This is a genomic window from Mycoplana rhizolycopersici, assembly GCF_013378445.1.
Classification (GTDB): domain Bacteria; phylum Pseudomonadota; class Alphaproteobacteria; order Rhizobiales; family Rhizobiaceae; genus Mycoplana; species Mycoplana rhizolycopersici.
In genome coordinates, this window is sequence record NZ_JABXYK010000010.1 from 1 (window position 1) to 25,484 (window position 25,484).

Below are 25,484 nucleotides of genomic sequence, written 5' to 3' on the forward strand. Positions count from 1 at the left end.
AGATCTTCGCTTCCTTGAACTTTTCGGCGAACTCGGCGTCGAAGACCTCCTGGAAGATGTCCTTGAAGCGGCCGTCATAGACCTTGAGGATGGTGTTCTTGGTCGAGAGATAGACCGGCACCTTGCGCTGCAGGCCGTAGTTGAACGAGGCGCGGGCGAATTCGGTGATCGAATCATCGAGGTTGTACATGCCCATGGCGACACCGGCAGACGGCGCGTCGAAGACGTCGTATTCGATTTCCTTGCCGTCCTCGCCAACGAACTTCATCGTAAGCTTGCCCTTGCCGGGGAACTTGAAGTCGGTGGCGCGGTACTGGTCGCCGAAGGCGTGGCGGCCGACGATGATCGGCTTGGTCCAGCCGGGCACGAGGCGGGGCACGTTCTTGCAGATGATCGGCTCGCGGAAGATGACGCCGCCGAGGATGTTGCGGATCGTGCCGTTCGGCGACTTCCACATCTTCTTCAGCTTGAACTCCTCGACGCGGCCCTCGTCGGCCGTGATTGTCGCGCACTTGACGCCGACGCCGTACTGCTTGATCGCATGCGCAGCGTCGACGGTTATCTGATCGTCCGTCGCATCCCGGTTCTCTATGCTGAGGTCGTAATACTTCAGGTCGATGTCGAGGTAGGGGTGGATCAGCTTTTCCTTGATGAACTGCCAGATGATGCGGGTCATCTCGTCGCCGTCGAGCTCGACGACCGGATTTGCGACCTTGATTCTCTTCATTCCAAACTCCTCAATGAATGACCTGGTAGTTTTGACGACCGTCAGATTCGATTCCGCATATGGGTTTCTACGCTGCGGAGATGCCGGCGCATGGCGTCGACGGCTCCCGCGCCGTCACGATCCGCGATCGCCTCCACGATGCGGGCATGTTCCTCGAAACTGTGGTGGTCGGCCGGCGGACGCACCGGCGTGTCGCGCAGCCGGCCCCAATTGACCGCCCGGCGGACAGCATTCAGCGTGTCGAGCAGGCCGAGCAACAGCGAATTCTGCGAAGCCTCGCCGATCGTTCGGTGCAGCTTGTTGTCCCATTGCTCGTATTGTCGCCAGGTCGGAGCCTGCTGCGCCTTCAGGACGCAGCTTCGCATTTCGGCGACCTGGCTGGCCGTCGCATGCAGTGCGGCATAGCGGGCGACCTCGGGTTCAAACGCGATGCGAGCGGCCATGACTTCAAGGGGATTGGTCCGCTGTACCATTGCATTGATGTCGGCCACCGTATCGATCGGGCGCTCCCCCGTGAAAGTGCCCTTGCCGACATGACGCCAGACCGTCCCTTCGGCCTGCAGCGTCGCCAGCGCCTTGCGCAGGGCTGCCCTGCCCACATCCAGCGACTGCGCCAACTCGCGCTCCGGCGGAAGCCGGCCGCCATCGGCAAGCTCTGTCGTCGACAAGAAATCGCGCAATCGCGTCAGAACCACTGCATCGCTAGCTTCGATCATTTTTCTAAACCAATGTCAGATTGGTTTTGCTTATATTGGACATTCCGACCGCTGTCAACGCAATCGGCTACGTCGACGGTATGGAGGAAATAATCGTTAAATATCAATATTTTATTCTACGGGTGGCGATGGAAGTGTGTTGTCATGTTGCCGTGCAGCAACGGTTGTCGGTTGACACAATGCCAGATTAATGAAGAATTGGTTGCATATTGGGTTGAGGAGCCTGATTGTTGGGAGGAAAGAGAATGAACATGCTTGCCAGACGAATGAGGGCATCGGCGGCCGCGGCCGTCTTCTGCCTTTCTGCCGCAATACCGGGGTGGGCACTCGCCGATCCCATGCGCGTCGCCTTCGGCGACATCGCGACCGTGGAATCCCTGCATCTGCTGGCCGCCTTCGAGCGTGCCAAGGAGAAGGGCGTCGACGTTCAGGTGACCTTCCTGAAAAGCGAGGACATCGCTGCTCAGGCCGTCGTCAGCGGCCAGGCCGACATCGGCGTCGGCGGGCCATACGCGCTTCTGCAGAAGGTCAAGGCGCCGATCCGCATCTTCCTGCAGCTCTCCAAGCTGCAGTTCTATCCGGTCGTCAATTCCGAGAGCTACAAGGAGTGGAAGGATCTGGACGGCCAGGAAATCGCGGTTCACTCCCGCGGCTCAGGGACCGAGGCCATTATGAAGCTGATGGCCGACAAGAACGGCATCACCTACTCCAACATCTCCTACGTGCCGGGTGCGGAAGTTCGCACCGGGGCACTGTTGCAGGGCAACGTCAAGGCGACGATCGTCGACTCGTCCGGCAAGCGCGTCCTTGAGAAGGAGGCCCCCGGCAAGTTCATCTTCCTGCCGCTGGGCGAGGTCAGCGCCACGGACGAGGCGCTCTTTGCCAACACCGAATACCTGGAGAAGAACCGCAAGGACGTCGAGATCCTGGTGGAGAGCATCATCAACACGTGGCGCGAGGTCGCGGCGGACCCGAAGGCGGCAATTGCGCTGCGTGACAAGTACAAGCTCTTGCCCGATGCGACGCCGGAAATGATTGCCGACATCGAGCCCTATTTCACGGAAGCCGCTGCGACGCTGCCGTTGAACGGCGGCGGCGAGGATGCCGCGCGCGATGACTTCGACTTCTACACCATCTCGGGCGCCCTGCAGGGCAAGGCGGAGGAACTGAAGGTCGAGGACTTCTGGGATCTCTCCGCGCTCGACGCGGTGCTTGCGAAAACCGGAACCAAGTAGATGCACATGACCGCTTCGCCCCACAAGGTGAGCGCGACGGGAGGGGCCGGCAGCGGCTCCTCCAGCATCGTCGAAACGCTTACCGAATTCGCCCGGCGCCGGAAATCCTTCTGGGTCGTGGTGTCGCTCGCCATATTGTTCACCGCATGGGAGATTGCAGGCCGCGTTCCGATCAGCTTCGCCTTTCCGACGTTCCTGGAAACGCTGTCGGCTCTGATCGAGATGGCGCTCGACGGCACGCTGCTGCCTGCCTACCTCATCACCTTCCAGCCGCTGATCCTTGGGGTCGCCGTCTCCGCCGTACTCGGCATCGGCCTCGGCATCGTCATGGGGCTTTCGGACAAGGCGGAATGGCTGCTGGCGCCGGTCTTCATCGTCCTGCAGGCTGCACCGATGGCAGCCCTCGTGCCGCTGGTGACATTCGTCTACGGCATCGGGCTCGTAGCCAAGACGCTGGCCGTGATCATGCTGGCGCTGCCGGTGATCGTGCTCAATTCCTACAAGGCCGTGCGTCACGTCAATCCGTCGCTGGTCGACATGTGCCGCTCCTTCCAGGGAACGCGCCTGCAGCAGATATTCAAGATCATCATTCCCGATGCCACGCCTGTGCTGTTTGCCGGCCTTCGGCTCGGTATCGCAGCCGGCTTCATCGGCGTGATGCTCGCCGAACTTCTGATCACGCCCACGGGCATCGGCGATCTCATCACCTATCACCGCTCGGTCGCCAACTATGCCCACATGTACGCGGCCGTAGCTTCCATCATTGCCGTGTCGACGCTGACGCTCGCCGCTCTGCAATATGTCGAGCTGCGCTTCCTGCGTCCCGAAAAGAGGAGAAAGTGACATGGCCAATCCCATCCCCCTGCGGACGGCCGACGACGCCACGTCGGATGCCATCGTCGAGGTACGCGAGATCTGCAAGCGCTACGGCGATATCGAGGCCCTCCGCGGCATCAATCTCGATTTCGAGCGCGGCAAGCTGACGACGCTGCTCGGCCCCTCGGGTTGTGGCAAGACCACGCTTCTCAAGATCATCGCCGGCCTCGTGCCCGCGACGTCGGGCCAGATCCGCATCAACGGCAGGGTCGTGACCGGCCCCGGTCCGGAGCGCGCCTTCGTGTTCCAGGATTTCGCCCTGATGCCCTGGGCCACCGTGTTGCGCAACGTCGCCTTCGGCCTCGAGCTAAAGGGCGTGTCGCAGGCCGAGCGGCATCGGATCGCCCGGCACTACATCAACGAGGTCGGCCTGTCCGGCTTCGAGGAGAAGTATCCGCATGAGCTTTCGGGCGGCATGCGCCAGCGCGTCGGCATCGCCCGCGCCTTCTCCGTGAATGCCGACGTGCTGCTTCTCGACGAACCGTTCTCTGCCGTCGACGAGCAGAACCGGCGCAAGTTCCAGGAAGACCTGCTGCGGCTCGTCGACAAGGAGCGCAAGACCTTCCTGTTTGTGACGCACTCGATCGAGGAGGCCGTCTACGTCTCAGACCGGATCGTGCTCTTGTCACCGCGTCCCGGCCGCGTCTCCCAAATCATCGAACCCGCTATCGACCGCTCTGCCGCGCCGGATGTCATCCGCCGCGACAAGGGCTATCTGGATGTGGTCGAGGAGATCTGGCAGGGCCTCAGGCAATATGCGGAGTAAGGCGCCATGACACTCTCCGGCATTAGAATTCCGATGATGACCTCGCTGATCTTCTGGATGCTGGTGTGGGAAATCGTCGGCAGGATGGACATCATCTTCCTGATCCCGCCGATGACGTCGGTGATCGCCGCCGGCGTGGGGCTGGTCCAGACGGGATCCTGGCAGGCAGCCACGCTGATCACGCTCCGCTCCTTTGTTCTCGGAATGGCGCTGGCGATCGCAATCGGCGTCCCGCTCGGGGTAGCCATGGGGCGGATCAAGGTCGTCGACAACATCTTCGGCCTGTGGGTCAACATGTTCGTCAGCGCGCCGCTTTCGGCTTTGGTTCCGATCCTGATGATCCTCTTCGGCCTCGGCGAGACGACGGTGTTCGTTACGGTCTTCCTGTTTGCCGTCTGGATCATCGTGCTCGACGCCCGCGCCGGCGTCATGCAGGTGCCGCCTTCGCTGATCGAGATGGGCCGCAGCTATGGGGCGTCCCGTTTCACGATCTTCACCAAGATCATCCTTCTTTCGGCACTGCCGGAAATCCTTGCCGGCATCCGCATCGGCCTCATCCGCGGGGTGAAGGGCGTCGTCATCGGCCAGATCCTCGTATCCGTCATCGGCTACGGCGAACTCTTCGAGCTCTATTCCCGCAGCTTCGACATGGAGCGGTTCTGGGCTCTGACAATCATCCTCTTCGCGGCAGCCATGCTTCTGTCCGCGGCCGTGGAGCACTTCGAAAAACGCATCGAATATTACGCAGGAGCGCGATAATGAACGACATGACCTCCATCAACGCCGCTTACGTCTTCAAGCCGGCGCCCGTTCCAACCCTGCCGGTTGCTGGCAGTCAGGCGCTCTTTCCGGTGCATCGCATCTACTGCGTCGGCCGGAATTTCGCGGATCACGCCATCGAGATGGGGCACGACCCGAACAAGGAGCCCCCCTTCTTCTTCCAGAAGAATCCGGACACGCTGGTGCTGGCCGGCAGCGACTTCCCCTACCCGTCCGAGACCAAGGACGTGCATCATGAGGTCGAACTGGTCGTGGCCTTGAAGAGCGGCGGCGACAACATCCCGCTCGATAAGGCGCTCGACTGCGTCTACGGCTACGCCGTCGGCCTGGATATGACCCGGCGGGATCTGCAGGGCGAGGCCAAGAAGCTCGGTCGCCCGTGGGAGACCGGCAAGGCGTTCGAGGCTTCCGCTCCTTGCGGCCCGCTGCATCCGGTCGAGCAGGTCGGTCATCCGAGCAATGGAGCAATCTGGCTCAAGGTCAACGGCGAGATCCGCCAGAATGGCGACCTGAACCAGATGATCTGGAAGGTGCCGGAAATGATCGCCTACCTCTCCCGATTGTTCACGCTTAAGGCCGGCGATCTCATCTTTGCGGGAACGCCCGCCGGTGTCGGCGCCATCGTCAAGGGGGACGAGATGGTCGCGCACGTCGATGGTGTCGATGAAGTCAGCTTCGTGGTCGCCTGAGGTCCCGGCCGGCGCGCGATTGCGCGCCGGCCTCCCCTTCGGTCTTTCGATTTGTGATCGCGGTCTTCGCGATGAAGCACTCGGCTCGGCACGGTCGCTGGAATGCCGGATGCGCTCTGCGTTGCGGGCGTTCCGCATTTCGCCCCGGTGAAACGAAAGTCATTTTTCATTCCCGATATATCTTGAATTCCGATATATCTTGATCTATATCGGGATCATGAAAAATCACTCTCACTTCTTTCACCGCTTCTTTTCACCGTCCGACGAACGATCGGGCAGCCACGAACATCATCGCCGCGGGCGCGGAGGCCGTCACGGCGGCCGTCTCTTCGACTACGGCGATCTTCGCCTGCTGATGCTCGCGATGATCGCGAAGACGCCAAGCCACGGCTACGAACTGATCAAATCGATCGAGGAAAGGTTCGCCGGCGCCTATTCCCCCAGCCCTGGCGTGGTCTATCCGACGCTCGCCTGGCTGGATGACATGGGCTATGCCCGGATCGAGCAGGCCGATGGCGGGCGAAAGCGCTATAGCGTCACCCCGGAAGGCGAAGCATTCCTTGCAGCCAACCAGTCTCTTCTCGACGAACTCCTCTCCCGCGGAAAGGCGGAGGGTGAAGGCGGCAGGCGGGACATTCCGCTGCCGGTGCTGCGGGCCATGGAGAACCTCAAGCTTTCCCTGCGTCTGCGGCTGAAAAGCGGCCCGCTCGACGACGCGGCGGCCGAGAAAATAGCCGCGGCGCTCGACCAGGCCGCACAGATCGTGGAGCGCAGCCGATGACGGACATGACTTCCGGCAACGACACTTTCGGTAATTCCGGCGTCAGCACCGTCACGGATATCGCCACAGAGCATGCCAGCCGGTACTTGCAGCAGCTATGCAAACATTTCGCGCACAAGCGCCCGGTCGAATTCGACAGCCGATCGGGGCACATTTCCTTTGGCGTCGGTGATTGCCGCCTGAGTGCTGACGATACCGTGCTGCGGATTTCGCTCGCCTCGCCGGATCAGGAGCAGATGGCGCAGCTACAGGACGTGGTTGTCCGTCATCTCGTCCGTTTCGCCTTCCGTGAGGAGCTTGGCGTCACCTGGCGCGCCGGCGAGTGATGGCGACGTCCCATTGGCGGCCGAAGATCGGCCGTCATTCAAAATAGGTGGCGATCCTCTTACCGCCGATCTCCTGCACGACGAAGGAGGTTCCGTAGATCGCCTCCAGAACGTCGGGCCTGACGATCTCCTGGGGCGTGCCCTGGCAAAGCACGCGGCCGTCCTGCATGGCCACGATCCGGTCCGAATGGCAGGAGGCGAAATTGATGTCGTGCAGGACGACGACGACCGTCTTGCCGAGCTCGTCGGCGGCGCGACGCAATAGCCGCATCATCGTCACCGCGTGCTTGATGTCGAGATTGTTGAGCGGTTCGTCGAACATCATGTATTCGGTGTCCTGGCACAGGACCATGGCCACGAACGCGCGCTGGCGCAGTCCTCCCGAGAGTTCGTCCAGGAAGCGGTCGGCCAGCGGCTTCAGGTCGAGATAGGCAAGCGCCTCCTCGATCCGGCGCGCGTCGTCATCCGTCATCCGTCCTTTCGAATGAGGATAGCGACCAAAGGCAACGAGATCGCGGACGGTCAGTCGCGCGGTCAGGCTGTTGTCCTGGCGCAGAATGGACAGGCGCCGCGCCAGGACATCGCCGGGCGTCTTCGTTACATCCAGCCCACCCACCGAGATCGCTCCGCCGTCCATGCCGAGCAGGCGGGAGATCATGGCAAGCAGCGTGGATTTTCCTGCTCCGTTCGGGCCGACGATCGAAGTGACCCCGCCGGCCGGCAGCGTGAGAGTGACGCCGTCGACGACGCATGTCTGGCCGTAGCGCTTGATTGCCTGTTCGATGCGGATCATCGAAGAGCTCCCCTGACAACAAGAATGAGGAAGACGAGTCCGCCCGCAAACTCGATGATGATGCCGAGCGCCGTGTCGAAGGCGAAGATCCGTTCGAGCACGAGCTGGCCGCCGACGAGCGTCGCTGTGCCAATGAAGACGGCGACCGGAAGGATGAGGCGATGACGGCTCGTCGGCAGTATCTGGTAGGCGAGGCTTGCGACGAGCAGGCCGAAGAAGGTGACCGGCCCCACCAGTGCCGTGGAAACGGAAACGAGAACAGCGACGATGACGAGGATGACCGTCGTCGTGCGGCGATGGTCGATCCCGAGACCAATGGCCGTATCGCGGCCCAGCACCATGACGTCGAACGTGTGGAAGATGCGCAGCGCAAAGAGGCTGGCTGCAGCGACGAGAACTGCCGAGATGCCGAGCAGGCTCGGGTCGATGCCGTTGAAGCTTGCGAACAGGCGATCCTGCAGAACGATGAATTCGTTGGGGTCGATCACGCGCTGCAGAAAACCTGAAACGCTGCGAAAGAGCACTCCGAATATCACGCCGACCAGCATGAGAAGGTGGAGGCTGCGCAGGCCGCCCGAAAACAGCCACCGATAGAGCAGGCATGAAAACAGGACCATGACCGCGCATTCGAACACGAACATGGTGCGGGGATCGAGGGCGGACACCGTGCCGGCGCCGAGCGCGAAGACGAGGCAGGTCTGGATCAGCACATAGAGCGCATCGAAACCCATGATCGAGGGCGTCAGGATCCTGTTGTTGGTGATCGTCTGGAAAAGGACTGTCGATACCGCAATGGAATAGGCAACCAGCAGCATGGCCGCCAGCTTGGTAGCCCGGAAGGGAAGCACGAAGCTCCAGTTGCCTCTCGCTCCAAGCGTCATGAACAGGACGCAGGCAAGCGCTGCGAGGCCGCCGGTCAATACGAGCGTTCGCAGGGCCCTGGCATCTCTTCGCCCGTCATGCCGCACGGCTGTTCCTCCGCAGCACGAGATAGAGGAAGAAAGCGCTGCCGATGGCGCCGAGCACCGTTCCGACCGGGATTTCGAAGGGCGCGATGACGCTTCGTCCGATGATGTCGCAAGCAAGGACGAGCCCTGCCCCGAACATGGCCACCCAGGGAAGAGAGCGGCGGAGCCGGTCACCGAGCGCCATGCTGACGACGTTGGGGACGATCAGTCCGACGAAAGGCACCATGCCCACCGATACGACGACACAGGCGGTCACCATCGCGACGATGACAAGGCCGAGCATGACCACGCGGCGATAGTTGATGCCGAGATTGCTGGAAAAGGCCTCGCCCATGCCCATGACGGTGAACCGGTCGGCGGCGAAATAGGCGGCCACGGTCAGGCTCATGGACAGCCAGAGCAGTTCGTAGCGACCGCGAAGAACGGCAGAGAAGTCCCCTGTCGTCCATGCCCCCATCGACTGGAGGAGGTCAAAACGGTAGGCGAGAAACGTCGTGACGGCGCTGATGACCCCGCCGAGCATGATGCCGACCAAGGGTACCATCAGCGCCGACCGCAAAGGGATCTGCCGCAGGATCGCAAGGAAGAGCGCGGTGCCGGCGATTGCGAAGAACGTCGCGACAAGCATGCGGGCATACACCGGAAGCCCTGGTGCCACAAGCATGACCAGCAGGATGCCGAGACCGGCCGACTCCACCGTGCCCGCCGTGGACGGTTCGACGAAGCGGTTCTGCGCCAGCATCTGCATGATGGTCCCGGACACCGCCATTCCCGCGCCGGCAAAGATCAGCGCGAGCGTCCTCGGAATACGGCTGTCGAGGAGGATGAGCCAAGTCTTGCCGTCCCCTGCCGAAAGCGACGCGAGCGTGACGTCGCTGACGCCGACAAACATGCTTGCGGCGGCAAGGGCGATCAGGATCAGGAACGCTGAGGCGAACTTCAATGGAGGACCCGACTAGGATGAAAAATGCGTTCCGGCCGTCCGCTGGAGCGGACGACCGGGACTGCCAGATGCTCTGGTGATCACTCGCCGGCGAAGGCCGTGGTCAACTGGTCGACCGTCCTCTGCATCGACTGGATGCCCCCGCCGACCACATACCATGATGCGGCATCGAGGTAGACCACATGCCCGTTCTTCCAGGCCTTGGTCTGCCGTACGATCTCGTTGTCGAGGAACGCCGCGGCGGCCGTTCCCTCCCGCCCGATCGCAGCATCGCGGTCGATGACGAACAGCCAGTCCGGATCCGTCTCCAGAATGAACTCGAAGGAGATCGCCTGTCCGTGGTTGCTGCTCTTGCCAGGCTTCAGATCTGCGGCGGCCGGAACGACGCCGTAGTCGTCGTGCAGAACGCCGAAGCGGGAGCCGGGGCCATAGGCGCTCATCTTTCCGCCGGTGGTCAGGATGAGCAGGCCGTTGCCGGCTCCTTGCGCCTTCTCCTTGAGGGCGGAGGCCGAACTTTCGAGCTTGCCGATCAGGGTCTCCGCCTCAGGGCTTTTGCCGAACAGCGCGCCAAGCGTGCGGACATTTTCCTCCGCACTCCCCTTGAAAGCCTTCGCATCGACGGAGAGATCGATCGTCGGAGCAATGCGCGAGAGTTCGGCGTATTTGGCGGCCGACCGGCCTCCGATGACGATCAGATCGGGAGCTGCGGCGCTGACGGCCTCGTAGTCCGGCTCGAACAGTGTCCCCACCTTGGCATACTTCTCGCCTTCGTAGGCCTTGAGATACGCAGGCTTCCGGCCGGCCGGTACTCCGGCCACTTCGACCCCGAGGGCGTCCAGGGTGTCGAGGCTCGCCATGTCGAACACGATCACCTTGGCAGGGATCGCGGCCAGGGTCGTTTCGCCCTGCCGGTGCTTGACCACTATGGCGTCGGCGTTTGCCGGGATTGCCAGCGCCGCGACGGCGAATGCCGTGACAAGCAGGCTTGCAAGTTTGGTACGGATCATGTTTCAGCCCTTCGTTCTGCGGCTCTGAATTCGTGTCGAATGATTAAAATTTGGTGGCCATGCTGACCCAGAAGCGACGCCCTTCTTCCACCGTGTTGAAGTCGGTCTGCTCGATGTCCTTGTCGAACACGTTGTATACGGCGCCGCTGACGGTAACGTTCTCGGTCAGCGCGTAGTTGACGCCGAAATCCAGGGTCGTGTAGGCGCCATATTTTCTGCCCTCGATACCGTTGATGGAGACAACCTCTCCGTTGCTGCCGATGCGCGCGCCGGCGGCAATCTCGGAGCCGTGGTAGTTTGCCGAAGCCCAGGCGCCGAGCCCTTCGACCGGCGTCGTCCAGTCCGCGCGCAGGAAGCCTGCATGTTCCGGCGTGCGCGCCAGCGGGAAGCCCATGTAGTCGCCCGTCTTTTGCTCCGAATGAGTGTAGGTGTAGCTCGCCCGCAGGACGAGATCACTGGTGGCGTACCAGCTGGCCGTCAGTTCGACGCCCTGGATCACCGCGCTGTCGACGTTGTAGTTATACCAGAGGACGTAGTTGGGATCTTCGCTCCAGCGCACCGGATTGCCGCTCGCGTCCAGGACGCGGGCATTGGTGATCTTGTCGTCGAAGTCGGTGTAGAAATAGGTCGCGCCCAGTTCGATGTCGCCATTGTCCCAGAGGGCGCCGAGTTCATAGCTGGTACTGGTTTCGGCCTTCAGCGACGGATCGGCAATGATGACGCCGCATGGATTCGTACCCGGCGGCAATGTGCTCGGAGAGCCATAGTAGCAGCCTCCGCCGCCGGTCGTATATGCGTATCCCGGTGCGATCTGCCGGATGTCGGGCGCTCGGAAGCCGGTGGAGATGCCGCCCTTGACCGTCAGTTCGCTGGTTGCGTCCCAGACGCCGTAAATGCGCGGGCTAAGGTGATTGCCGTATTCTTCGTGATAATTCGACCGAAGTCCGGTGGTCAGGGCAAAATCGTCGATGATACGCCATTCGTCTTCTGCGAACAGCGCCCATTGGGTTGCCGAGAAGGTGTGGTTCTGTCCGTCGCGCAGGCCCGGATTCTGGTCGGTGAGCCGCGCTTCGAAATATTGGCCGCCGGTGACCAGCGTGTGCGTGCCGAAGAGCTCGAAAGGCGTCGTAAACTTGCCGTCGATGACGGTATTGCGTACCTCGGGCGAACGCGGGTTCATCGCAAATCGCCCTTCGGCCGGCGCATAGGTGTAGTTCTCCCGGCGCGCCCATTCCTGCTGGATCGAGAATTCCGACGTCGTCCAGCCCCATCGCCCGGTATGCGACAGCGACCAGTGATCGCGGGAGTTGTCGTTATAGGTTCCGTTCGCAAGCTCCTCGAGCGTGTATCCCGCCGACTGGTCGCGCCGTACCGTCGCGGTGCCGCCCTCGAGATAGATGTCGTGGTCCTCGTTGGGCGTGATTGTCAGCCTGCCGGTGAGGTCGTGTTCGCGATTGCCGGCAATGCCGCCCAGGAAGTTGTCCTCGCCGCGCTTGAGCCCGCGCCCCCACAACTGCATGCCGATCGTGTCCTGCAGCAGTGGCCCGTTGAGATAGAATGACGCCTGGCCGGAATTGCCGTAGCGGGAATGCTGCTGGATCGTCGCGTCGGTGCTTACCGAACCCGACCAGCTGTCGCCGACCTTCCGGGTGATGATGTTGATGACGCCGCCCATAGCGTCGGATCCATAGAGCGAGGACATGGGCCCGCGTACTACCTCTATTCGCTCGATCGCCTGCACCGGCGGCACGAAACTCTGTTCGAAGCCTGAATTGCCGTTGGTGCGTGCGTCGCGGGTGCTCTGGCGCTTGCCGTCCACCAGGATCAGCGTGTAGTTGCCGGGCAGGCCACGAATGTAGATGTCCTTTTCGTTGGCGACTCCCGTCACCGTTACGCCCTGGACATTCCGCAAGGCGTCGGCCAGATCGCGGAACTGTCCCTTTTCCAGTTGTTCCCGCGTGACCACGGTGATGCTTGCCGGAGCGTTCCTGACGTTCTGCTCGAAGCCCGATGCCGTTACCACGACCTGCTCGAGTTCGGTGACCGCATTCTCGGCTGCGTCCTGGGCCCGTGCGACGATCGGCGTCGCCAGGAATGTCCCGGCCATCGCCGCACCGGCCACCCTTTTCAAGACTGCCGCATGGCCTCCGTTCGAAACCCCTGCCCTCTCAATGCTCATTTCCCACCGTGCCCCGACTTCACATTCACGTCATTCGCGACGTTTAAACTGGAGATTTTTGATCCAGTTACTTAGTGGGAACCGAACGGGCAACGCGGTTGTTTTAGAACCATTATAAATTCGAAAAATCGCAATTCGCATCGCACGAAGTCGGGGACCACGATGAGCAAAGTCCGGGAAATGTCAGGGCCTAACCGGTCGGTCCGCCCCGCCGACCTGCGGTTGCTTATGGTGTTCGATGCGCTCATGCGGGAGGGCAGCGTGGCAAGGGCCGCAGCCAGCATGGGCCTCCAGAGCCCGGCGGTCAGCCGCATGCTGGGGCAATTGCGCGAAATCTACGGCGACCCTCTGTTCCTGCGGACGGGAAAGGGTCTGCGGCCGACGCCGCTCGCAGAAAGCGTGCGCTTGCGGCTTCGCGCGCTTGCGACCGAGGTCGACAGTCTTTTTGCCCCGGCGGCGGTCGTTTCGAAACCCGCGGGGAGTGATCCCTCCGTCGGCTGGGATCGACCGGCGCTGATCGAAGCGCCGCCGCTTGCGGTTCAACCCAACGACGTCCTTGAGGGCGCACCGACACCGATTTCGATTGCGACCAAACTGGCCGGAATTGGCCACAACGCCAATCCGCAACGGCGCCTGGCAAAATACATCGCCACCACCTGCGCCGGACAGGGCCAAAGCCGGCCGCTGGCGATCGACGAAGCCGAGGATGCGCTGGGGATCATCCTGCGGGGCGAGGCCGACCTTCTCCAGATCGGGGCGCTGCTGTCGACGCTGCAGTTCAGGGGCGCAACGGCTATGGAACTGGCGGGCTTCATTCGTGCGGCACGGCTGCAGATCGGTGCGCAAGAAGCCACCGCAAGCCGGGCGGACCTCGACTGGCCGGCCTACATTTCTCCCAAGGTCAGGACGGCGCCCTGGTTCATCCAGGCGGCGAGGCTCGTGGCTTCGGCCGGCTATCGCGTGCTCCTGCATGGCCATTTCGGGGCTGGTTCGGAGGCCGGCAAGCTTGAGCTCGCCGCCCAGTTGACCGGAATACCGGTGTGCTCATCGATGGGGGATGCAGAGCGCGCGCTGGACGCTGCGGGCATTGCCTACATGCCGTTGGCCGCCTTCGCCCCGCAACTACAGCGTCTTATCGGGCTTTATCCGCTGCTCGAGATGCGCTTGCCCATCAACGCGATGACGCATTTGCTGAACCCGCTTTCGGCGCCTGCCGTCGTGCTCGGGGTGTCGCGCGCGTCCAGCCAGGACATCCAGCGCGACACGGCCAAGCTGCTGGGCATTCCGAACCTGGCCATCGTCGGCAACACCCGCGACATTGCGCAGTTTGCACCCTTCCGCCCCACGGTCATCCATCGGCTGGTCGACGGAGAGGCAGTCGACACGTTCGTGCCGATGCGCCCGACCCCCGCCCGTCTCATGCCGACCGGGATGAATGCCAGAGAATACTGGCACGCAGTATGGCGCGGGGCGGCGCGCGACGAGGCGGCGGAGACGGTCATCGTGACGACAGCGGCCGTGGCGCTGATGGCGCTGAAAGATGGCGATGCCGCCGATTTCGATGCGGCGGTGACATACGCGACGGAACTCTGGAAGAGGCGCGCGGTCCGCTCCGTGGAGCGCGGATCGAGTTTCAACGTCACGCAAAAGGCCAAGCTGGCGGGATGACGGTGAGCCTGCGCTTCCGCAGCACAGCTGCCAGACTAGACCCGTTGAGGCAGAGGGATGCCCAGGCGCTCTGCGTCGCGTCGCAACTTTTCCCACGCCGCCTCTCCCACCGGCCGCCCCTCTCCAGTGCCTGGCGACGATTGCGGGCCGCGCTGTCTCCCGGCATGCCCCCGGCTTTCCCGCCGCCGGCAGCACGGTCCAGCGCGTCCATGACGATCTGCGCAAACGCATCATCACCATCCAGCTGCCGCCGGACACAACGCTGTCACGGACGGAATTGACGGCGACCTACGAAGTCAACCAGGCTCCCATTCGCGAAGCTATGCAGTTGCTCAAGCAGGAAGGGCCTTTGAGCCGCACCATCGCCAAGGTCGAGGAACTGCGCAGCGATTTTCCCCACTGCTTCGCCTGACCCCGGCGACGCGCCGCTCGTCAGTTGACCGGCGTCAGCAGCGGCCTGCCGGCGAAAAACGCTTCCAGATTGTCGATGACGAGTTGCGCCATCCGATCCCGCGTTTCCTCCGTGCCGCTGGCGTGATGGGGATAGAGCACCACATTGTCGAGTGCGGCGAGAGCCGGATCGGGATTGGGCTCGTCCAGATAGACGTCGAGCCCGGCCGAAGCGATCCGCCCTTCCTGCAGGGCCCGGATCAACGCCGGTTCGTCCACGACGGTCCCGCGAGAGATATTGATGAAGCTGCCGGAAGGTCCGAGCGCGTCGAGCACGGCGGCGGAGATGAGTCCCTCCGTCTCCGGGCCGCCGGGCGTTGCCACGAGCAGGATGTCCGCCCATTCGGCCAGCTTCACGGGATCGTCGAAGTAGGAATAGTCGATCCCGGCCTTTTTTGACCGGCCGTAGTAGCCGACCGTCAAACCTACGGCTTCGCAGCGTTTGGCGATCGCAAGCCCGATCCGTCCGAGGCCGACGATGCCTGCCTTCTTGCCCGCCGTCGAGGTGGTGAGTGGCATCATGCCGAGGCGGCCCCAGTCGCCGGAGCGGACATAGCGGTCTCCTGCCACCAGCCGGCGTCGCGCGGCGAGCATCAGGAGCAATGCCATGTCGGCGACGTCGTCGAGAAGCACATCGGACGTATTGGTCAAGGTGATGCCGCGCCGCGTCATGGCGCCGACGTCCATCTGGTCGTAGCCGGCCGAAGAGCAGGCGGCGAGCTTCAGCGCCGGCAGCTTTGCCAGAAAGGCGTCGTCGATCGCTACGTGCCCGTTCACGACCATGGCGGTGCATTGGGGGCCGACTTCGGCCAGCAGGGCGTCCCTCGCGTCGCCGGTCAGAAGATCGAGGCGATGAACAGTATAGGCTGTCCTCCAGCATCGCCATCTGGCGGGGATGGAGGGGATAGGCGACCAGTACGTCGGGCTTCATGCGGAAACGAATCCTTCTTCAAGGTTGCGTGCGGCGCGCCGGGCGGCCCGGATCTCGGGATCCGAATCGAGGCTGGCCGCGAGGAGCGGACGGGCATAGGACTTTTCAAGAGCCTCGACGATCTGGCGCACGGTGCCCTCCTCCACAATCTCGCCTGCCTTCATGACGATGACGCGATTGGCGAAGCCCCGTATTACCGGCAAATCGTGGGCGATGAAAAGATAGGACAGGCCGACTCGCGCCGCAGCCCGTCAACGAACTCGATCACCTGCGCCTGTATCGAGGCGTCGAGGGTGGAGACTGCCTCGTCGCAGACGATCAGTTTCGGCCCCACGGCAAGCGCGCGGGCGATCGCGATGCGCTGCCTCTGGCCGCCGGAGAACCGACGCGGATAGCGGCCGGCCATTTCCGGCTTCCGTCCGTCGTTCACCAGGAGTTCGGCCACCCGCTCCTTCCATCTTGCTTTCAGCAGTATGTCCGGGCCGATTGCCTCCCGTCTCGTCGGGAGCAACGGCTCGCTTCTCATTCCGTCGGCATTGATCGGCGCGACACTCGCGCGGGCCGGGGGGCGGCGCGCTATGCCGACTATCTCGTCGCAATGGCGGGTGGACGCCTGCACACCTGCCGAAAGCCCGAAGACATACTGAACGAACAAATGGTGCGCGACGTGTTCGGCCTGGAAAGCCGCATCATCATAGATCCGACCTCGGGTCGGCCGATAATGCTGCCGATTGGCCGGCACCGGATGGCAGGTTGACGTCTTCCACCGACGTCAGGTGCGGCACTCCCTTCTCCGACCAGGTCACGAAAGATGCCAAAAAAAAATGGGCCATCGGAAAACCGAGGCCCATAAAGTGTGAAGGTCAAAAACCTCCAGAGGGGAACAGCTGCTGCGGCGGCACTGGGAGGAAAACCGCCATGTGCATCAGCTGCAGGCACTATGATTGTTTTTTGACCAGATGGAAAACATTTTTTGTGCAATGCAGCTATGCGGCCTCCGCGTTGCTCAAGATCGCTCGGCCGGGCCGGAACGAACGCGGCAGTGATGCCGCGGCCGATTTCAACAAGGGCGTAACCGCTCGCTGAAGGCGAGGATGTCGGCGCCATGAAGCACGAGCGTCGGTACGGCGATCGCCTTCAGGTCATTTTCCCTCCGGAAGAAATGCCAAACGCGTACGACCGGCAGGATAGCATCCTGCCGGTCGTAGATGTCGTGACTATGATGGCTGTTGGGCTTACTTCGCGGGGTTCGGACCGACCCGCTTTCCGTGGCTGACGCGCTCGGCAGCCTTGTGGACCATGGTGTAGGCGTAGTCGATGCCCATGCCGTAGGCGCCCGAATGCTCCTTCACGAGCGAAGTGACCGCGTCGTAGGTTTCACGGCGGGCCCAGTCGCGCTGCCATTCGAGCAGGACCTGCTGCCAGGTGACCGGGATGACGCCGGCCTGAACCATGCGGTCCATGGCGTACTTGTGCGCGTCGACAGAGGTGCCGCCGGAGGCATCCGCCACCATGTAGATCTCGTAGTCGGTATCGTTCAGGCAGGAGAGCGCGAAGGTGGTGTTGCACACTTCGGTCCACAGACCGGACACGATCACCTTCTTGCGGCCGTTGGCGGCATTGCGGGCAAGGGCGTCGCGCACATTCTGGTCGTCCCAGGAGTTCATCGAGGTGCGCTCGAGAATGTCGTTCTCCGGGAAGACGGCCAGCAGTTCCGGATAGGTATGGCCGGAGAAGGATTCGGTCTCGACCGTCGTGATGGTCGTGGGGATGTTGAAGATCTTCGCGGCCTTCCCAAGCCCGACGACATTGCTCTTCAGTGCCTGGCGGTCGATTGACTGTACGCCGAACGCCATTTGCGGCTGCTGGTCGATGAAGATGAGCTGGCTGTTTGCGGGGGTCAGGACTTCGAGCTTGGACATTTGGGTTCTCCTCTAGAGCAGCATGCCGCACATGCGGCGGATTTCAATGGGTGGGTATTGGATGGCTGCCGAAGTCTTCGGCAGCCATCGAGGGATCGCGGAAGAGCGCGATCAGGCGGCCAGCGGTGCCAGACCGGCTTCGATCCTCTCGCGGAAGGGCTCGTAGCGGCTCGGCAGCTTTAGCGCCTCGCCGAGGTGAGCCGTATCCTCGTCCCGGTTGAAGCCGGGCTCGTTGGTGGCGATTTCGAACAGGACGCCGCCCGGCGTCCGGAAATAGATCGCCCAGAAATAGTCGCGGTCAATCACCGGCGTCACCTGGTAGCCCGTGTCCATCAGCGCCTTGCGGACCGCGAGCTGGGCTGCGCGATCGTCGACAGCAAAGGCGATGTGGTGCACCGAGCCTGCGCCCTGCCGTGCATAGGAGGTCTGCGACAGCGCCTCGAGGTCGACGGTATCGGCACCATTGCCGCCCGGGATGATGAAGCGCGTCACGTTGCCTTCGCTCTCAGCCTTCTGGTAACCCATGAAGCCCAGCAGTTCGGCGGTGGCGTCGGCCTCATGCAGCCGCAGCCTTGCACCGGAGAAGCCGCGGATCGCCGCTGCGTCCTCAATGCCCGCGCCGGTCCAGGGCTTGCGGAGGTCGCCGGCCGTTTCGATCAGGGCCAGGCCCTCGCCGTCCGGCCCGTCGAAGCGGAGCCTTGGAGCACCGAAGGTCGTGTCTTCCTGGAGGCCCTTTACGCCCTGGGCGACGAGCCGCTCCTTCCAGAAGGGCAGAGATCCCGAAGGGATGGAGAACTGGGTTTCGCCGACTTCTCCGACGCCTGCGCGACCGCGCATGATGTCCGGGAAGGGGAAGTAGGTCATGACGGTGCCGGCCGAACCGTTTTCATCGCCGTAGTAGAGGTGATAGACGCTCGGTTCGTCGAAGTTCACCGTCTTCTTCACCCGGCGCAGGCCGAGCGTGTCGGTGAAGAAGGTGTTGTTTCTCGCTGCGTCCGCAGCCAGGGAGGTTACGTGATGGAGGCCCTTGATTTCGGTGATCATGGTCTTGCCTTTCTGCATCGTTGTTCGCCGTCTTTCGATGGAGGCATATTCGTCCGATTTGACCTTGGCGTGAATTGCAATAATAATTGCGATTGAATTGCGATTTTTGGAATAATAAGATGAACGACTACAAGGCGCTGCGAACCTTCCTGCTGGCGGCTGAAAAGCGAAATTTCGCCCAGGTGGCCCGGGAGCTCGACATGACGCCGGCTGCGGTCACGCGGGCGATCGCAGCACTGGAGGACGATCTCGGCGTCCAGCTGTTCGTGCGCACGACCCGTCAGGTCTCGCTGACGACGGACGGTGCAGTCTTCGCCGCGCAGATCCAGCCGGCGCTGCAAGCCTTGGAAAACGCGCGCAAAGAGGTGGTGAACGCCAACAAGGCCGACCAGGGACGCTTGCGGATCAGCGCGCCGACATGGTTCGGCACCACCATCCTGCCGCCGATCCTCTCAGGCTTCCGGGAGCGCTACCCGAAGATCAACTTCGAGATCTCGCTGGCGGACGGTTTCGTCAACATCGTCGAGGACGACTACGATCTCGCCATTCGTATATCCTCGGCGCCTTCCGACAAATTCACGATCTGGAGAAAGATAAGCCCCGTCGTGCGCATCCTCGTCGCCGCGCCCGGAAGCCGCTTTGCCGCGCTTCAGCACCCGAACGAGTTGACGCCGGACGAATGCCTTGCCTATAGCGGCGAGAGCCGGCGCGAGACCTGGAACCTTTCGGACGGCAATGCCAGCGTGACGATTTCCGCCGGCCGCGCCTTCAGCGCCAACAGCGGCGACATCCTTGCCGACATGGCGGCCGATGGTACAGGCGTGGCGCTGCTGCCGAAGTTTCACGTCGCCGAGCACCTGCGGACCGGACGGCTGGTGCATGTGCTGCCGTCATGGTCGCCGCCCGATCTGTGGCTGACGCTCTACTATCCGCCCTACCAGGCGCTGCCGCCGCGCATTGCCGCATTCTCGAAGTTTTTCGAGAGCCAGATTCCGGCCTTCATGGTTTCGCTGGAATAAGAGCCTCCCGCGGCGCCGGCTGCGCGAACGCTTCCCCCGCCTTGGGATTAAAGTCGGGCTTGCACGTCTGCCATCAGGGGAATGGCCGGCTGGGCTCCAGATTTCGTGCATGCAAGAGAGCCAGCCACGACTGCGCGCCGCAATGCGGATGCGAAATCAAGGCCGGCGTCGAGAGCAGCCGCTAGATATCCGCAAAAAGTATCGCCGGCACCCACGGTATCAACGGGTGTGATCTGCAAGCCCTCGGCGCGGTATACTTCTCCCGCATGAATTGCCACCGCTCCGTCGGCGCCAAGCGTCACGACAAGCGAGCGGCCAGACTGGGAATGAAGCGTCTTCATTGCATCCAGCCTTTGTTCGTCCGACTGAACCGGTGTGCCGGCCAGCGCTTCGAACTCGGTCTCGTTTGCGACAACGATATCGGCTCCGGTGTAAAGACGAATGGCATCGGACGTCATCGGCGCGACATTGAAGATGGAGACGACACCTTTTGCCCGCGCCGCCACGAGAGCGGCCTCGACAGCACACGGCGGAATTTCCATCTGCAGTACGAGCATGTCGCCTGCATTCATTCCCTCGAGCACTGACCGTGCGTCGTCCTCTTCGACCTGACCGTTGGCTCCAGGCACGACAACGATCGCATTCTCACCACCGGCGTCCACAACCACATGGGCGGTTCCGGTGGACTGCTTGACCGCTCGAACGAGTGACAGATCGACGGACGCGTCCTTCAGCAGGGCCAGAGCTTCGGCGCCGAACGGGTCATGGCCAATTGCTCCGGCCATGCGCACGCCCGCGCCGGCGCGACGAGCCGCCAGCGCCTGATTGGCGCCCTTGCCGCCGGGCGATGCGGAGGACTGCAGGCCGGCCACCGTTTCTCCTGGCCGCGGCATCTTGCTTGCGATGGCGACGAGATCCATGTTGATCGAGCCGAAAACCGTTATCATTTCTGCCTGCCTGCCTTCTTCAAATCACGGGGCGTTGCTGTTGTCTTCACGCTCGGCTGCCGCATCGTCCTCGCCGATCCTTCGCAGGAGGTACAGCAATGCCACCTGTTCGGCGACGTTCAGCCTGCACATGGTCTTTTCAGTGATCGTCTTTGCGCGCGGATACATCTCCTCAAGGACGCTCTCGCCTGCCGGCAGCAGCGACATGATGACTTTCCGGCCATCATTTGCATCGCGCGAAATGTCGATCAGACCGCGCGCCTTGAGCCGGTCGACGATGCCGCGGATGGTCGCCTGATCGACTGCCGTCGCCTTGACGAGTTCGGCCTGGGAAACCGGCCCCAGGTCGTGCAGGGCGCAAAGCGTCACGAACTGTACCGATGTCAGGCTGGGATCGGTCGCATTTTCCTGGAAGATGGCGAGATGCCGCTGGTAGGCCTTCCGCAACAGGTGGCCCACCTGTTCGGTTACGCGATAGCGATCCTGCCCGTCATGTTCGTCCATGTCTCTACCTAACGCCTTCGTCTGCCGATCCGGCAATGTCGCAATCGTTTCTTCTAGACGCCGAAACGCCGCAATAAAATCGGCCCGAGGCTGGCGAGCTTCAAAAAAACGCGCAGCGGACCGTACAACGGATGGCGACGCGGCTCCTCAGCCAGGGTAGCCGCGATGGCGCTTGGGCACCACCGCGGCTGAACCAGCGGACGCGACTGAATCAACGGATCATTCGAGTGCCTGGCTCTTCGTCTCAACATCGATCAACCAAACGCTCAGCGCTCCCAGCAGCAAAAGTCCCGAGATGATGGCCAGCGCCAGCCCGAAGCTATTGCTCATGATCGGTGCGACGATCGAGGGCGCTAGCAGTCCGCCGAAGCGTGCAACCGAGCCTGCGGTGCCCATGCCGCTGGCGCGCAGCCCCGTCGGATAAACCTCTGGTGTGAAGGCATAAATCGCACCCCAGGTTCCAAGCAGCGCAAAACTCATGAGGAGCGACGCGCTCACCACCACTTCCACGGTTTGGCCCAGCCCGTATGCCAATGTGCCGATGGCGCTCAGCAGAAGGAAGCCGATCAGTGTCGGCTTGCGGCCCCACCGTTCGACGCCATAGGCAGCCAGCGCGTAGCCGGGCAACTGGGCGATTGCCAGGATCACGAGAAAGAGCTGGCCACGAAGGAAGCCGAACCCGTCACTCGCGAGCTTGACCGGCAGGTAGACGAACACGCCGTAGTAGGAGACCGAAATCAGCAACCAGGCCAGCATCAAGAAGACGCTACGGCGACGGAGTTCAGGCGATAGAAGGGCGGCGAGTGATTTGCTTTCGGGCTTCTGCGGCATCAGGGGTGGAATTTCCGTGGCATTGCCGTTGGCATTCGCGACCCGCTGGAGGACCTGACGGGCCTCCGCCGATTTTCCTTTTCGGCTGAGGTAAAGCGGCGATTCCGGGACATAGAACCGCAGCACCACACCGACGAGGGCCGGAAGCCCGGTGACAAAGAAGATCGTTCTCCATGCTTCACCGCCTTGGCTGCCTGCAGCGAGGGCCAACATAGCAAGTGCTACCGTGCCGACGGCCCAGAAGCCTTCGAGCAGCACGAGCCAGCGTCCGCGACGGTCGGAGGGCAGGAATTCGGCCATCATGGCGTAGTCGACCGGCAGTGTGCCGCCGACGCCAACGCCTGTCAGAAAGCGCGCGACATAGAGCCACTGCAGGTCGGGTGCGAAGGCCGAGGCGACGCCAAACACGGCATCCAGGATAATGGCGGCAAAAAGAACCGGCCGGCGACCGATACGATCGGCCAGGCGCCCGAATACGAAGGCGCCGATGAGCATTCCGAGAAAGAACATCGTGCCGGTCTGCAAAGCTTGCGGAACGGTAATGCCGAAACTTGCAGCAATCGATGGCGCAGTGAAGCCGATTGCCAGGACCTGCATCGCGTCCGCGGCCCAGACGAGGCCGAAAATGACAAACAGGCGACGCTGGAACCTGCCGACACCGGCCGTTCGGATTGCTTGTTCAACTGAAACTGGTGATTGCATGGAGACCCCTCATATCGATTGATACCAGATTTCTTGTCGCGCCTCGCTGTGCGCGTGCCGTGATCTATCGTCACGTTGCTGGCCGCCGTTATCGGCGGCCAGGAAGTTGTTCGGCTGAACTCGGGTCAGCCGAAGTTGTGCTGCATTTCCTTCACGGCGATGTCGCCGTCGAGCACCATCGGCTCGTCGTCGAGGAAAAGGCTGCAACCGCGCATCGGAATGTCCAGATGGCATGCGGTGTCGTTCGGGCCGCCCAGCTCGTTGTTCGGGCCGGTGGAGAACATGACGTTTCCGTAGAAGGAGCGCAGTTCCATGCCCATGCCGCCGCCGAAATCGCAAAGCCCGTGCCAGTTGGCGCGGTGGTCCAGCCCCCAGCCGACGTGTGACATCCCCAGGCCACGCGGATCGTTGAAGGTCTTCATGTAGGACTTGATCAGGTCGGCCTCGAGGCCGCCGCGGATATCCTGGATGAAGCCCTTCTCGATCGTGTAGATTACCGGCTCGCGGACATAGATGTTGAGGGGCAGAAGGACGTCGCCCGGTGCCAGCACGATCTGGCCGTCGACGCCGTCGTCGGCAGCGCCCGAGAACACGAATGCCGCCGGCCAATGGTCCCAGCGGCCCGCCTCGTCGGTGCAGCCGTATTCGCCCACCGTCGGGTACACGCCCATCTTGTAGAGAACGTCGGTCCCCGCCTTGCTGGTGATCCGAAGGGTCTTGGCCTTCTTCATGTATTCCACGCCGACTTCGACGCGTTCGCGAAGCTGCTTCGTCGGCATGAGCCGGCCGAGCAGCGGCGCCGGTTCGACCGCCGTCAGGACACGCGCACCGGCGGCCTGGATAGCCATCTGTTCAGGGCTGAACAGCAGGAAGATCAGGTCGACCACCATGTCCGCCTTCTTCAGGGCCTCGACAGCTTCGGGGTTTCCGGCAAGCCCGGTCTGGCCGACGGCCCAGCTTCCGTCGCCGGGAAGCGGAGCAGGCAGCCGCAGATGATACATCCGCGCGCCCAGACGCTGGCCGGCTGCCAAAAACGCATCGGCGTAGTCGAGCCGCTCGTCTCCCTGCGAGAGCACGACGACCTTTTCACCCTCATGAACGCCGCTCTGCTTCAATTGCTCAAGGCACAGTTCCGTGAATACACTTCTGTCCATCTTTGTCGGTCCTCTGGTTGGCTGTTCTTGTTTTCGTTCGTAACGCTGTGTCGAAGGCTACGGACAGCTCGCGCCGCCGAAGGCTGTGATCGCATCCTCGCGGGAGACGACGTCGCCGTATTTGCTGTCGATGTCGAAGAGATTGGCGTTGTGCGGATCGGGATGACGGTCGCCGACGCAGTCGCCGACGACGATCGTGCGGAAACCATGCTGGACGGCGTCCACTGCGCTGGCCCGGATGCAGCCGCTCGTGGAGCAACCGGCGAGCACGACCGTATCGATGCCCTGGGCGTGAAGATGCGGGGCGAGGCTGGTGCCGAAGAACGCGCTGGCGTACTGCTTGACGATCACCAGTTCGCCGGCGGCCGGCACCACCTCGTCGCAGAATTCGGCGAGTTCATTGCCCTCGACCATGGCCTTCATCACCGGCGCCTTCTGCACCCAGATGCCGCCGTCGGCGCAATTTTCCGCCAGGTAGAGTATCCGCGTATGAATCACCGGCACGCCGGCGCGGCGGGCCGCCTCGATCAGGTGAGGCGTGCGGGCGACTGCGTCGACCACGCCGGGCGCATAGAGGGGGGAATCCTCGATCGTGTAGCCCTTGAGAAAATCGATGACGAGAAGTGCCGGACGCTGGCCGAAGCCGATGCGGTTTCCCCAGACACCCTTGTAGTTGGCTTCGGCGCTCTGCATGGCGGGCTCCTCAGTATGCGCCGGAGAGCAACGCGCCGGCACCTGGCGCGACCGCCTCGAGGCCAAGCGACTTCAGCATGCAGTATGTCGTCGCGACTGCTGCGGTCACGACCGGCTTGCCCGTCATCGCCTCGACCTTGGCGATCACCGGCAGCGAAGGCATCTGCACGCACGCCGACAGCACGATGACGTCCACCTCGGAGAGGTCGAGCGTCTGGACGATTGCCGGAAGGTTCTCCGGGTCATGGCGGGCGACGTCGAGATTGTCCGGGATTTCCAGGGCTCGCCAATCCATGACCTCGAAGCCCTCTTCGCGAATGTAGTTCACGACGAGTTCGGTCAGCGGCTTCATGTAGGGGGCGACGACGGCGATCTTTTTGGCGTTCATGACCTTCAGGCCTTCGACCAGAGCGCCGGCACTGGTAACGACCGGAATGTTCGTGTCGTTTTCCTGCGTGCGCCCCCTCAGCCGCGCCTCGGATTGGCGATGGTAGCCGAGCCCCATCGCCATGATGGCGACCAGGCAGGCATAGCCCAGCACGTCGACGCGGGCATCGGAGAGTTCGACGGCGCAACGGTCGGATTCGGCGTCCATGGCCGCCAGCTCTTCCTTCACGACCTTCTTCATGCGCATGCGGCTCGAATGAAAGGTGAAGCGCTCCGGGCGGATGGACTGACGCGCCGTCAGCATCGCCGGGATTTCGGTTTCCATGGTGGTGTTGGAACTGGGAACGATCTGGCCGATTCTGTAGATTTTCTGCACGGAATTTGTCCTCTGGTATCGGGCTCGCATACGAACGAAGCGGCGTTCAAAATACGCCGCAGCCGTCATC

Annotated in this window: 24 protein-coding genes and 3 pseudogenes; 10 read left to right on the forward strand and 17 right to left on the reverse strand. The window is 62.6% G+C overall.

Going from position 1 to position 25,484, the window contains the following annotated elements; genetic code table 11:
- Both HV823_RS16435 and HV823_RS16440 read right to left on the reverse strand, forming a co-directional pair.
- Nucleotides 1–727, reverse strand: a 727-nt coding sequence (locus tag HV823_RS16435) for an NADP-dependent isocitrate dehydrogenase (protein WP_176950823.1), incomplete at its 3' end; no start/stop codon positions are given.
- Nucleotides 728–768: 41 nt separating this feature from the next.
- Nucleotides 769–1,443: a FadR/GntR family transcriptional regulator gene (locus tag HV823_RS16440; RefSeq protein WP_176950824.1), complete on the reverse strand. Its 675-nt coding sequence runs from the start codon at nt 1,441–1,443 to the stop codon at nt 769–771.
- Nucleotides 1,444–1,688: 245 nt separating this feature from the next.
- Between HV823_RS16440 and HV823_RS16445 the strand changes: the two genes are divergently transcribed.
- From HV823_RS16445 to HV823_RS16475, 7 genes are all read left to right on the forward strand, one after another.
- Nucleotides 1,689–2,678, forward strand: a complete 990-nt coding sequence (locus HV823_RS16445; protein WP_176950825.1) for an ABC transporter substrate-binding protein — start codon at nt 1,689–1,691, stop codon at nt 2,676–2,678.
- Nucleotides 2,679–3,521: an ABC transporter permease gene (locus HV823_RS16450; RefSeq protein WP_176950826.1), complete on the forward strand. Its 843-nt coding sequence runs from the start codon at nt 2,679–2,681 to the stop codon at nt 3,519–3,521.
- 1 nt (nt 3,522) lies between these two features.
- Complete coding sequence (locus HV823_RS16455; protein ID WP_176950827.1) at nt 3,523–4,320, forward strand: ABC transporter ATP-binding protein; 798 nt, start codon at nt 3,523–3,525, stop codon at nt 4,318–4,320.
- Between the two features lie 6 nt (nt 4,321–4,326).
- Complete coding sequence (locus HV823_RS16460; RefSeq protein ID WP_176950828.1) at nt 4,327–5,079, forward strand: ABC transporter permease; 753 nt, start codon at nt 4,327–4,329, stop codon at nt 5,077–5,079.
- Nucleotides 5,079–5,789, forward strand: coding sequence for a fumarylacetoacetate hydrolase family protein (locus tag HV823_RS16465; RefSeq protein ID WP_176950829.1), 711 nt, complete (start codon nt 5,079–5,081; stop codon nt 5,787–5,789). The genes HV823_RS16460 and HV823_RS16465 overlap by 1 nt, the downstream gene beginning before the upstream one ends.
- 217 nt (nt 5,790–6,006) lie before the next feature.
- Nucleotides 6,007–6,570 (forward strand): PadR family transcriptional regulator, encoded by a 564-nt coding sequence (locus HV823_RS16470; RefSeq protein ID WP_176950830.1) that lies wholly within the window; start codon nt 6,007–6,009, stop codon nt 6,568–6,570.
- Complete coding sequence (locus tag HV823_RS16475) at nt 6,567–6,896, forward strand: DUF2218 domain-containing protein (protein WP_343051871.1); 330 nt, start codon at nt 6,567–6,569, stop codon at nt 6,894–6,896. The genes HV823_RS16470 and HV823_RS16475 overlap by 4 nt, the downstream gene beginning before the upstream one ends.
- 34 nt (nt 6,897–6,930) lie before the next feature.
- On the opposite strand, the gene HV823_RS16480 is transcribed toward HV823_RS16475, so the two are convergent.
- The 5 genes from HV823_RS16480 to HV823_RS16500 all read right to left on the reverse strand — a co-directional run bounded on the left by HV823_RS16480 (nt 6,931) and on the right by HV823_RS16500 (nt 12,714).
- Nucleotides 6,931–7,689, reverse strand: a complete 759-nt coding sequence (locus tag HV823_RS16480) for an iron ABC transporter ATP-binding protein (protein WP_176950831.1) — start codon at nt 7,687–7,689, stop codon at nt 6,931–6,933.
- On the reverse strand, nt 7,686–8,657 hold the full coding sequence (locus tag HV823_RS16485; RefSeq protein ID WP_425487670.1) for an iron chelate uptake ABC transporter family permease subunit: 972 nt from the start codon (nt 8,655–8,657) through the stop codon (nt 7,686–7,688). The genes HV823_RS16480 and HV823_RS16485 overlap by 4 nt, the downstream gene beginning before the upstream one ends.
- Nucleotides 8,647–9,600, reverse strand: coding sequence for an ABC transporter permease (locus HV823_RS16490; protein ID WP_176950832.1), 954 nt, complete (start codon nt 9,598–9,600; stop codon nt 8,647–8,649). Before HV823_RS16490 ends, HV823_RS16485 begins: the two co-directional genes overlap by 11 nt.
- An 80-nt stretch (nt 9,601–9,680) precedes the next feature.
- A complete protein-coding gene (locus HV823_RS16495) occupies nt 9,681–10,607 on the reverse strand; it encodes a siderophore ABC transporter substrate-binding protein (protein ID WP_176950833.1) in 927 nt (308 codons plus the stop codon).
- Between the two features lie 43 nt (nt 10,608–10,650).
- On the reverse strand, nt 10,651–12,714 hold the full coding sequence (locus HV823_RS16500) for a TonB-dependent receptor domain-containing protein (RefSeq protein ID WP_176951011.1): 2,064 nt from the start codon (nt 12,712–12,714) through the stop codon (nt 10,651–10,653).
- Nucleotides 12,715–12,948: 234 nt separating this feature from the next.
- On the opposite strand from HV823_RS16500, the gene HV823_RS16505 reads away from it, so the two are divergent.
- Nucleotides 12,949–14,454, forward strand: coding sequence for a glycosyl transferase family protein (locus tag HV823_RS16505; protein ID WP_176950834.1), 1,506 nt, complete (start codon nt 12,949–12,951; stop codon nt 14,452–14,454).
- Nucleotides 14,455–14,584: 130 nt separating this feature from the next.
- Nucleotides 14,585–14,818, forward strand: a pseudogene (locus tag HV823_RS16510) (GntR family transcriptional regulator); the annotation flags it as partial.
- A gap of 68 nt (nt 14,819–14,886) precedes the next feature.
- Here the strand turns inward: HV823_RS16510 and HV823_RS16515 are convergent.
- From HV823_RS16515 to HV823_RS16530, 4 genes and pseudogenes are all read right to left on the reverse strand, one after another.
- A pseudogene (locus tag HV823_RS16515) lies at nt 14,887–15,835 on the reverse strand (2-hydroxyacid dehydrogenase).
- Nucleotides 15,832–16,577 (reverse strand): annotated as a pseudogene (locus tag HV823_RS16520) (ATP-binding cassette domain-containing protein). The pseudogenes HV823_RS16515 and HV823_RS16520 overlap by 4 nt, the downstream one beginning before the upstream one ends.
- A gap of 493 nt (nt 16,578–17,070) precedes the next feature.
- The gene (locus tag HV823_RS16525; RefSeq protein WP_176950835.1) at nt 17,071–17,757 is read right to left on the reverse strand and encodes a hydrolase; all 687 of its coding nucleotides are present in this window, start codon (nt 17,755–17,757) and stop codon (nt 17,071–17,073) included.
- Between the two features lie 111 nt (nt 17,758–17,868).
- Complete coding sequence (locus HV823_RS16530; protein WP_176951013.1) at nt 17,869–18,801, reverse strand: ring-cleaving dioxygenase; 933 nt, start codon at nt 18,799–18,801, stop codon at nt 17,869–17,871.
- 119 nt (nt 18,802–18,920) lie between these two features.
- On the opposite strand from HV823_RS16530, the gene HV823_RS16535 reads away from it, so the two are divergent.
- Nucleotides 18,921–19,820, forward strand: coding sequence for a LysR family transcriptional regulator (locus tag HV823_RS16535; RefSeq protein ID WP_176950836.1), 900 nt, complete (start codon nt 18,921–18,923; stop codon nt 19,818–19,820).
- A gap of 47 nt (nt 19,821–19,867) precedes the next feature.
- Here HV823_RS16535 and HV823_RS16540 read toward each other — a convergent pair whose 3' ends face one another.
- The 6 genes from HV823_RS16540 to HV823_RS16565 all read right to left on the reverse strand — a co-directional run bounded on the left by HV823_RS16540 (nt 19,868) and on the right by HV823_RS16565 (nt 25,414).
- A complete protein-coding gene (locus HV823_RS16540; protein WP_176950837.1) occupies nt 19,868–20,767 on the reverse strand; it encodes a ribokinase in 900 nt (299 codons plus the stop codon).
- A gap of 24 nt (nt 20,768–20,791) precedes the next feature.
- Complete coding sequence (locus HV823_RS16545; RefSeq protein WP_176950838.1) at nt 20,792–21,271, reverse strand: MarR family winged helix-turn-helix transcriptional regulator; 480 nt, start codon at nt 21,269–21,271, stop codon at nt 20,792–20,794.
- 219 nt (nt 21,272–21,490) lie between these two features.
- Entirely contained in the window at nt 21,491–22,804 is a 1,314-nt protein-coding gene (locus HV823_RS16550) for an MFS transporter (RefSeq protein WP_176950839.1), read from the reverse strand.
- 125 nt (nt 22,805–22,929) lie between these two features.
- Nucleotides 22,930–23,958 carry a 2,5-dihydroxypyridine 5,6-dioxygenase NicX family protein gene (locus HV823_RS16555; protein WP_176950840.1) on the reverse strand — a complete coding sequence of 343 codons (1,029 nt, stop codon included), beginning with the start codon at nt 23,956–23,958 and terminating at the stop codon, nt 22,930–22,932.
- 57 nt (nt 23,959–24,015) lie between these two features.
- Complete coding sequence (locus HV823_RS16560) at nt 24,016–24,651, reverse strand: N-carbamoylsarcosine amidohydrolase (RefSeq protein ID WP_176950841.1); 636 nt, start codon at nt 24,649–24,651, stop codon at nt 24,016–24,018.
- A 10-nt stretch (nt 24,652–24,661) separates the two neighbouring features.
- A complete protein-coding gene (locus tag HV823_RS16565; protein ID WP_343051872.1) occupies nt 24,662–25,414 on the reverse strand; it encodes a maleate cis-trans isomerase family protein in 753 nt (250 codons plus the stop codon).
- Nucleotides 25,415–25,484: the final 70 nt, after the last annotated feature.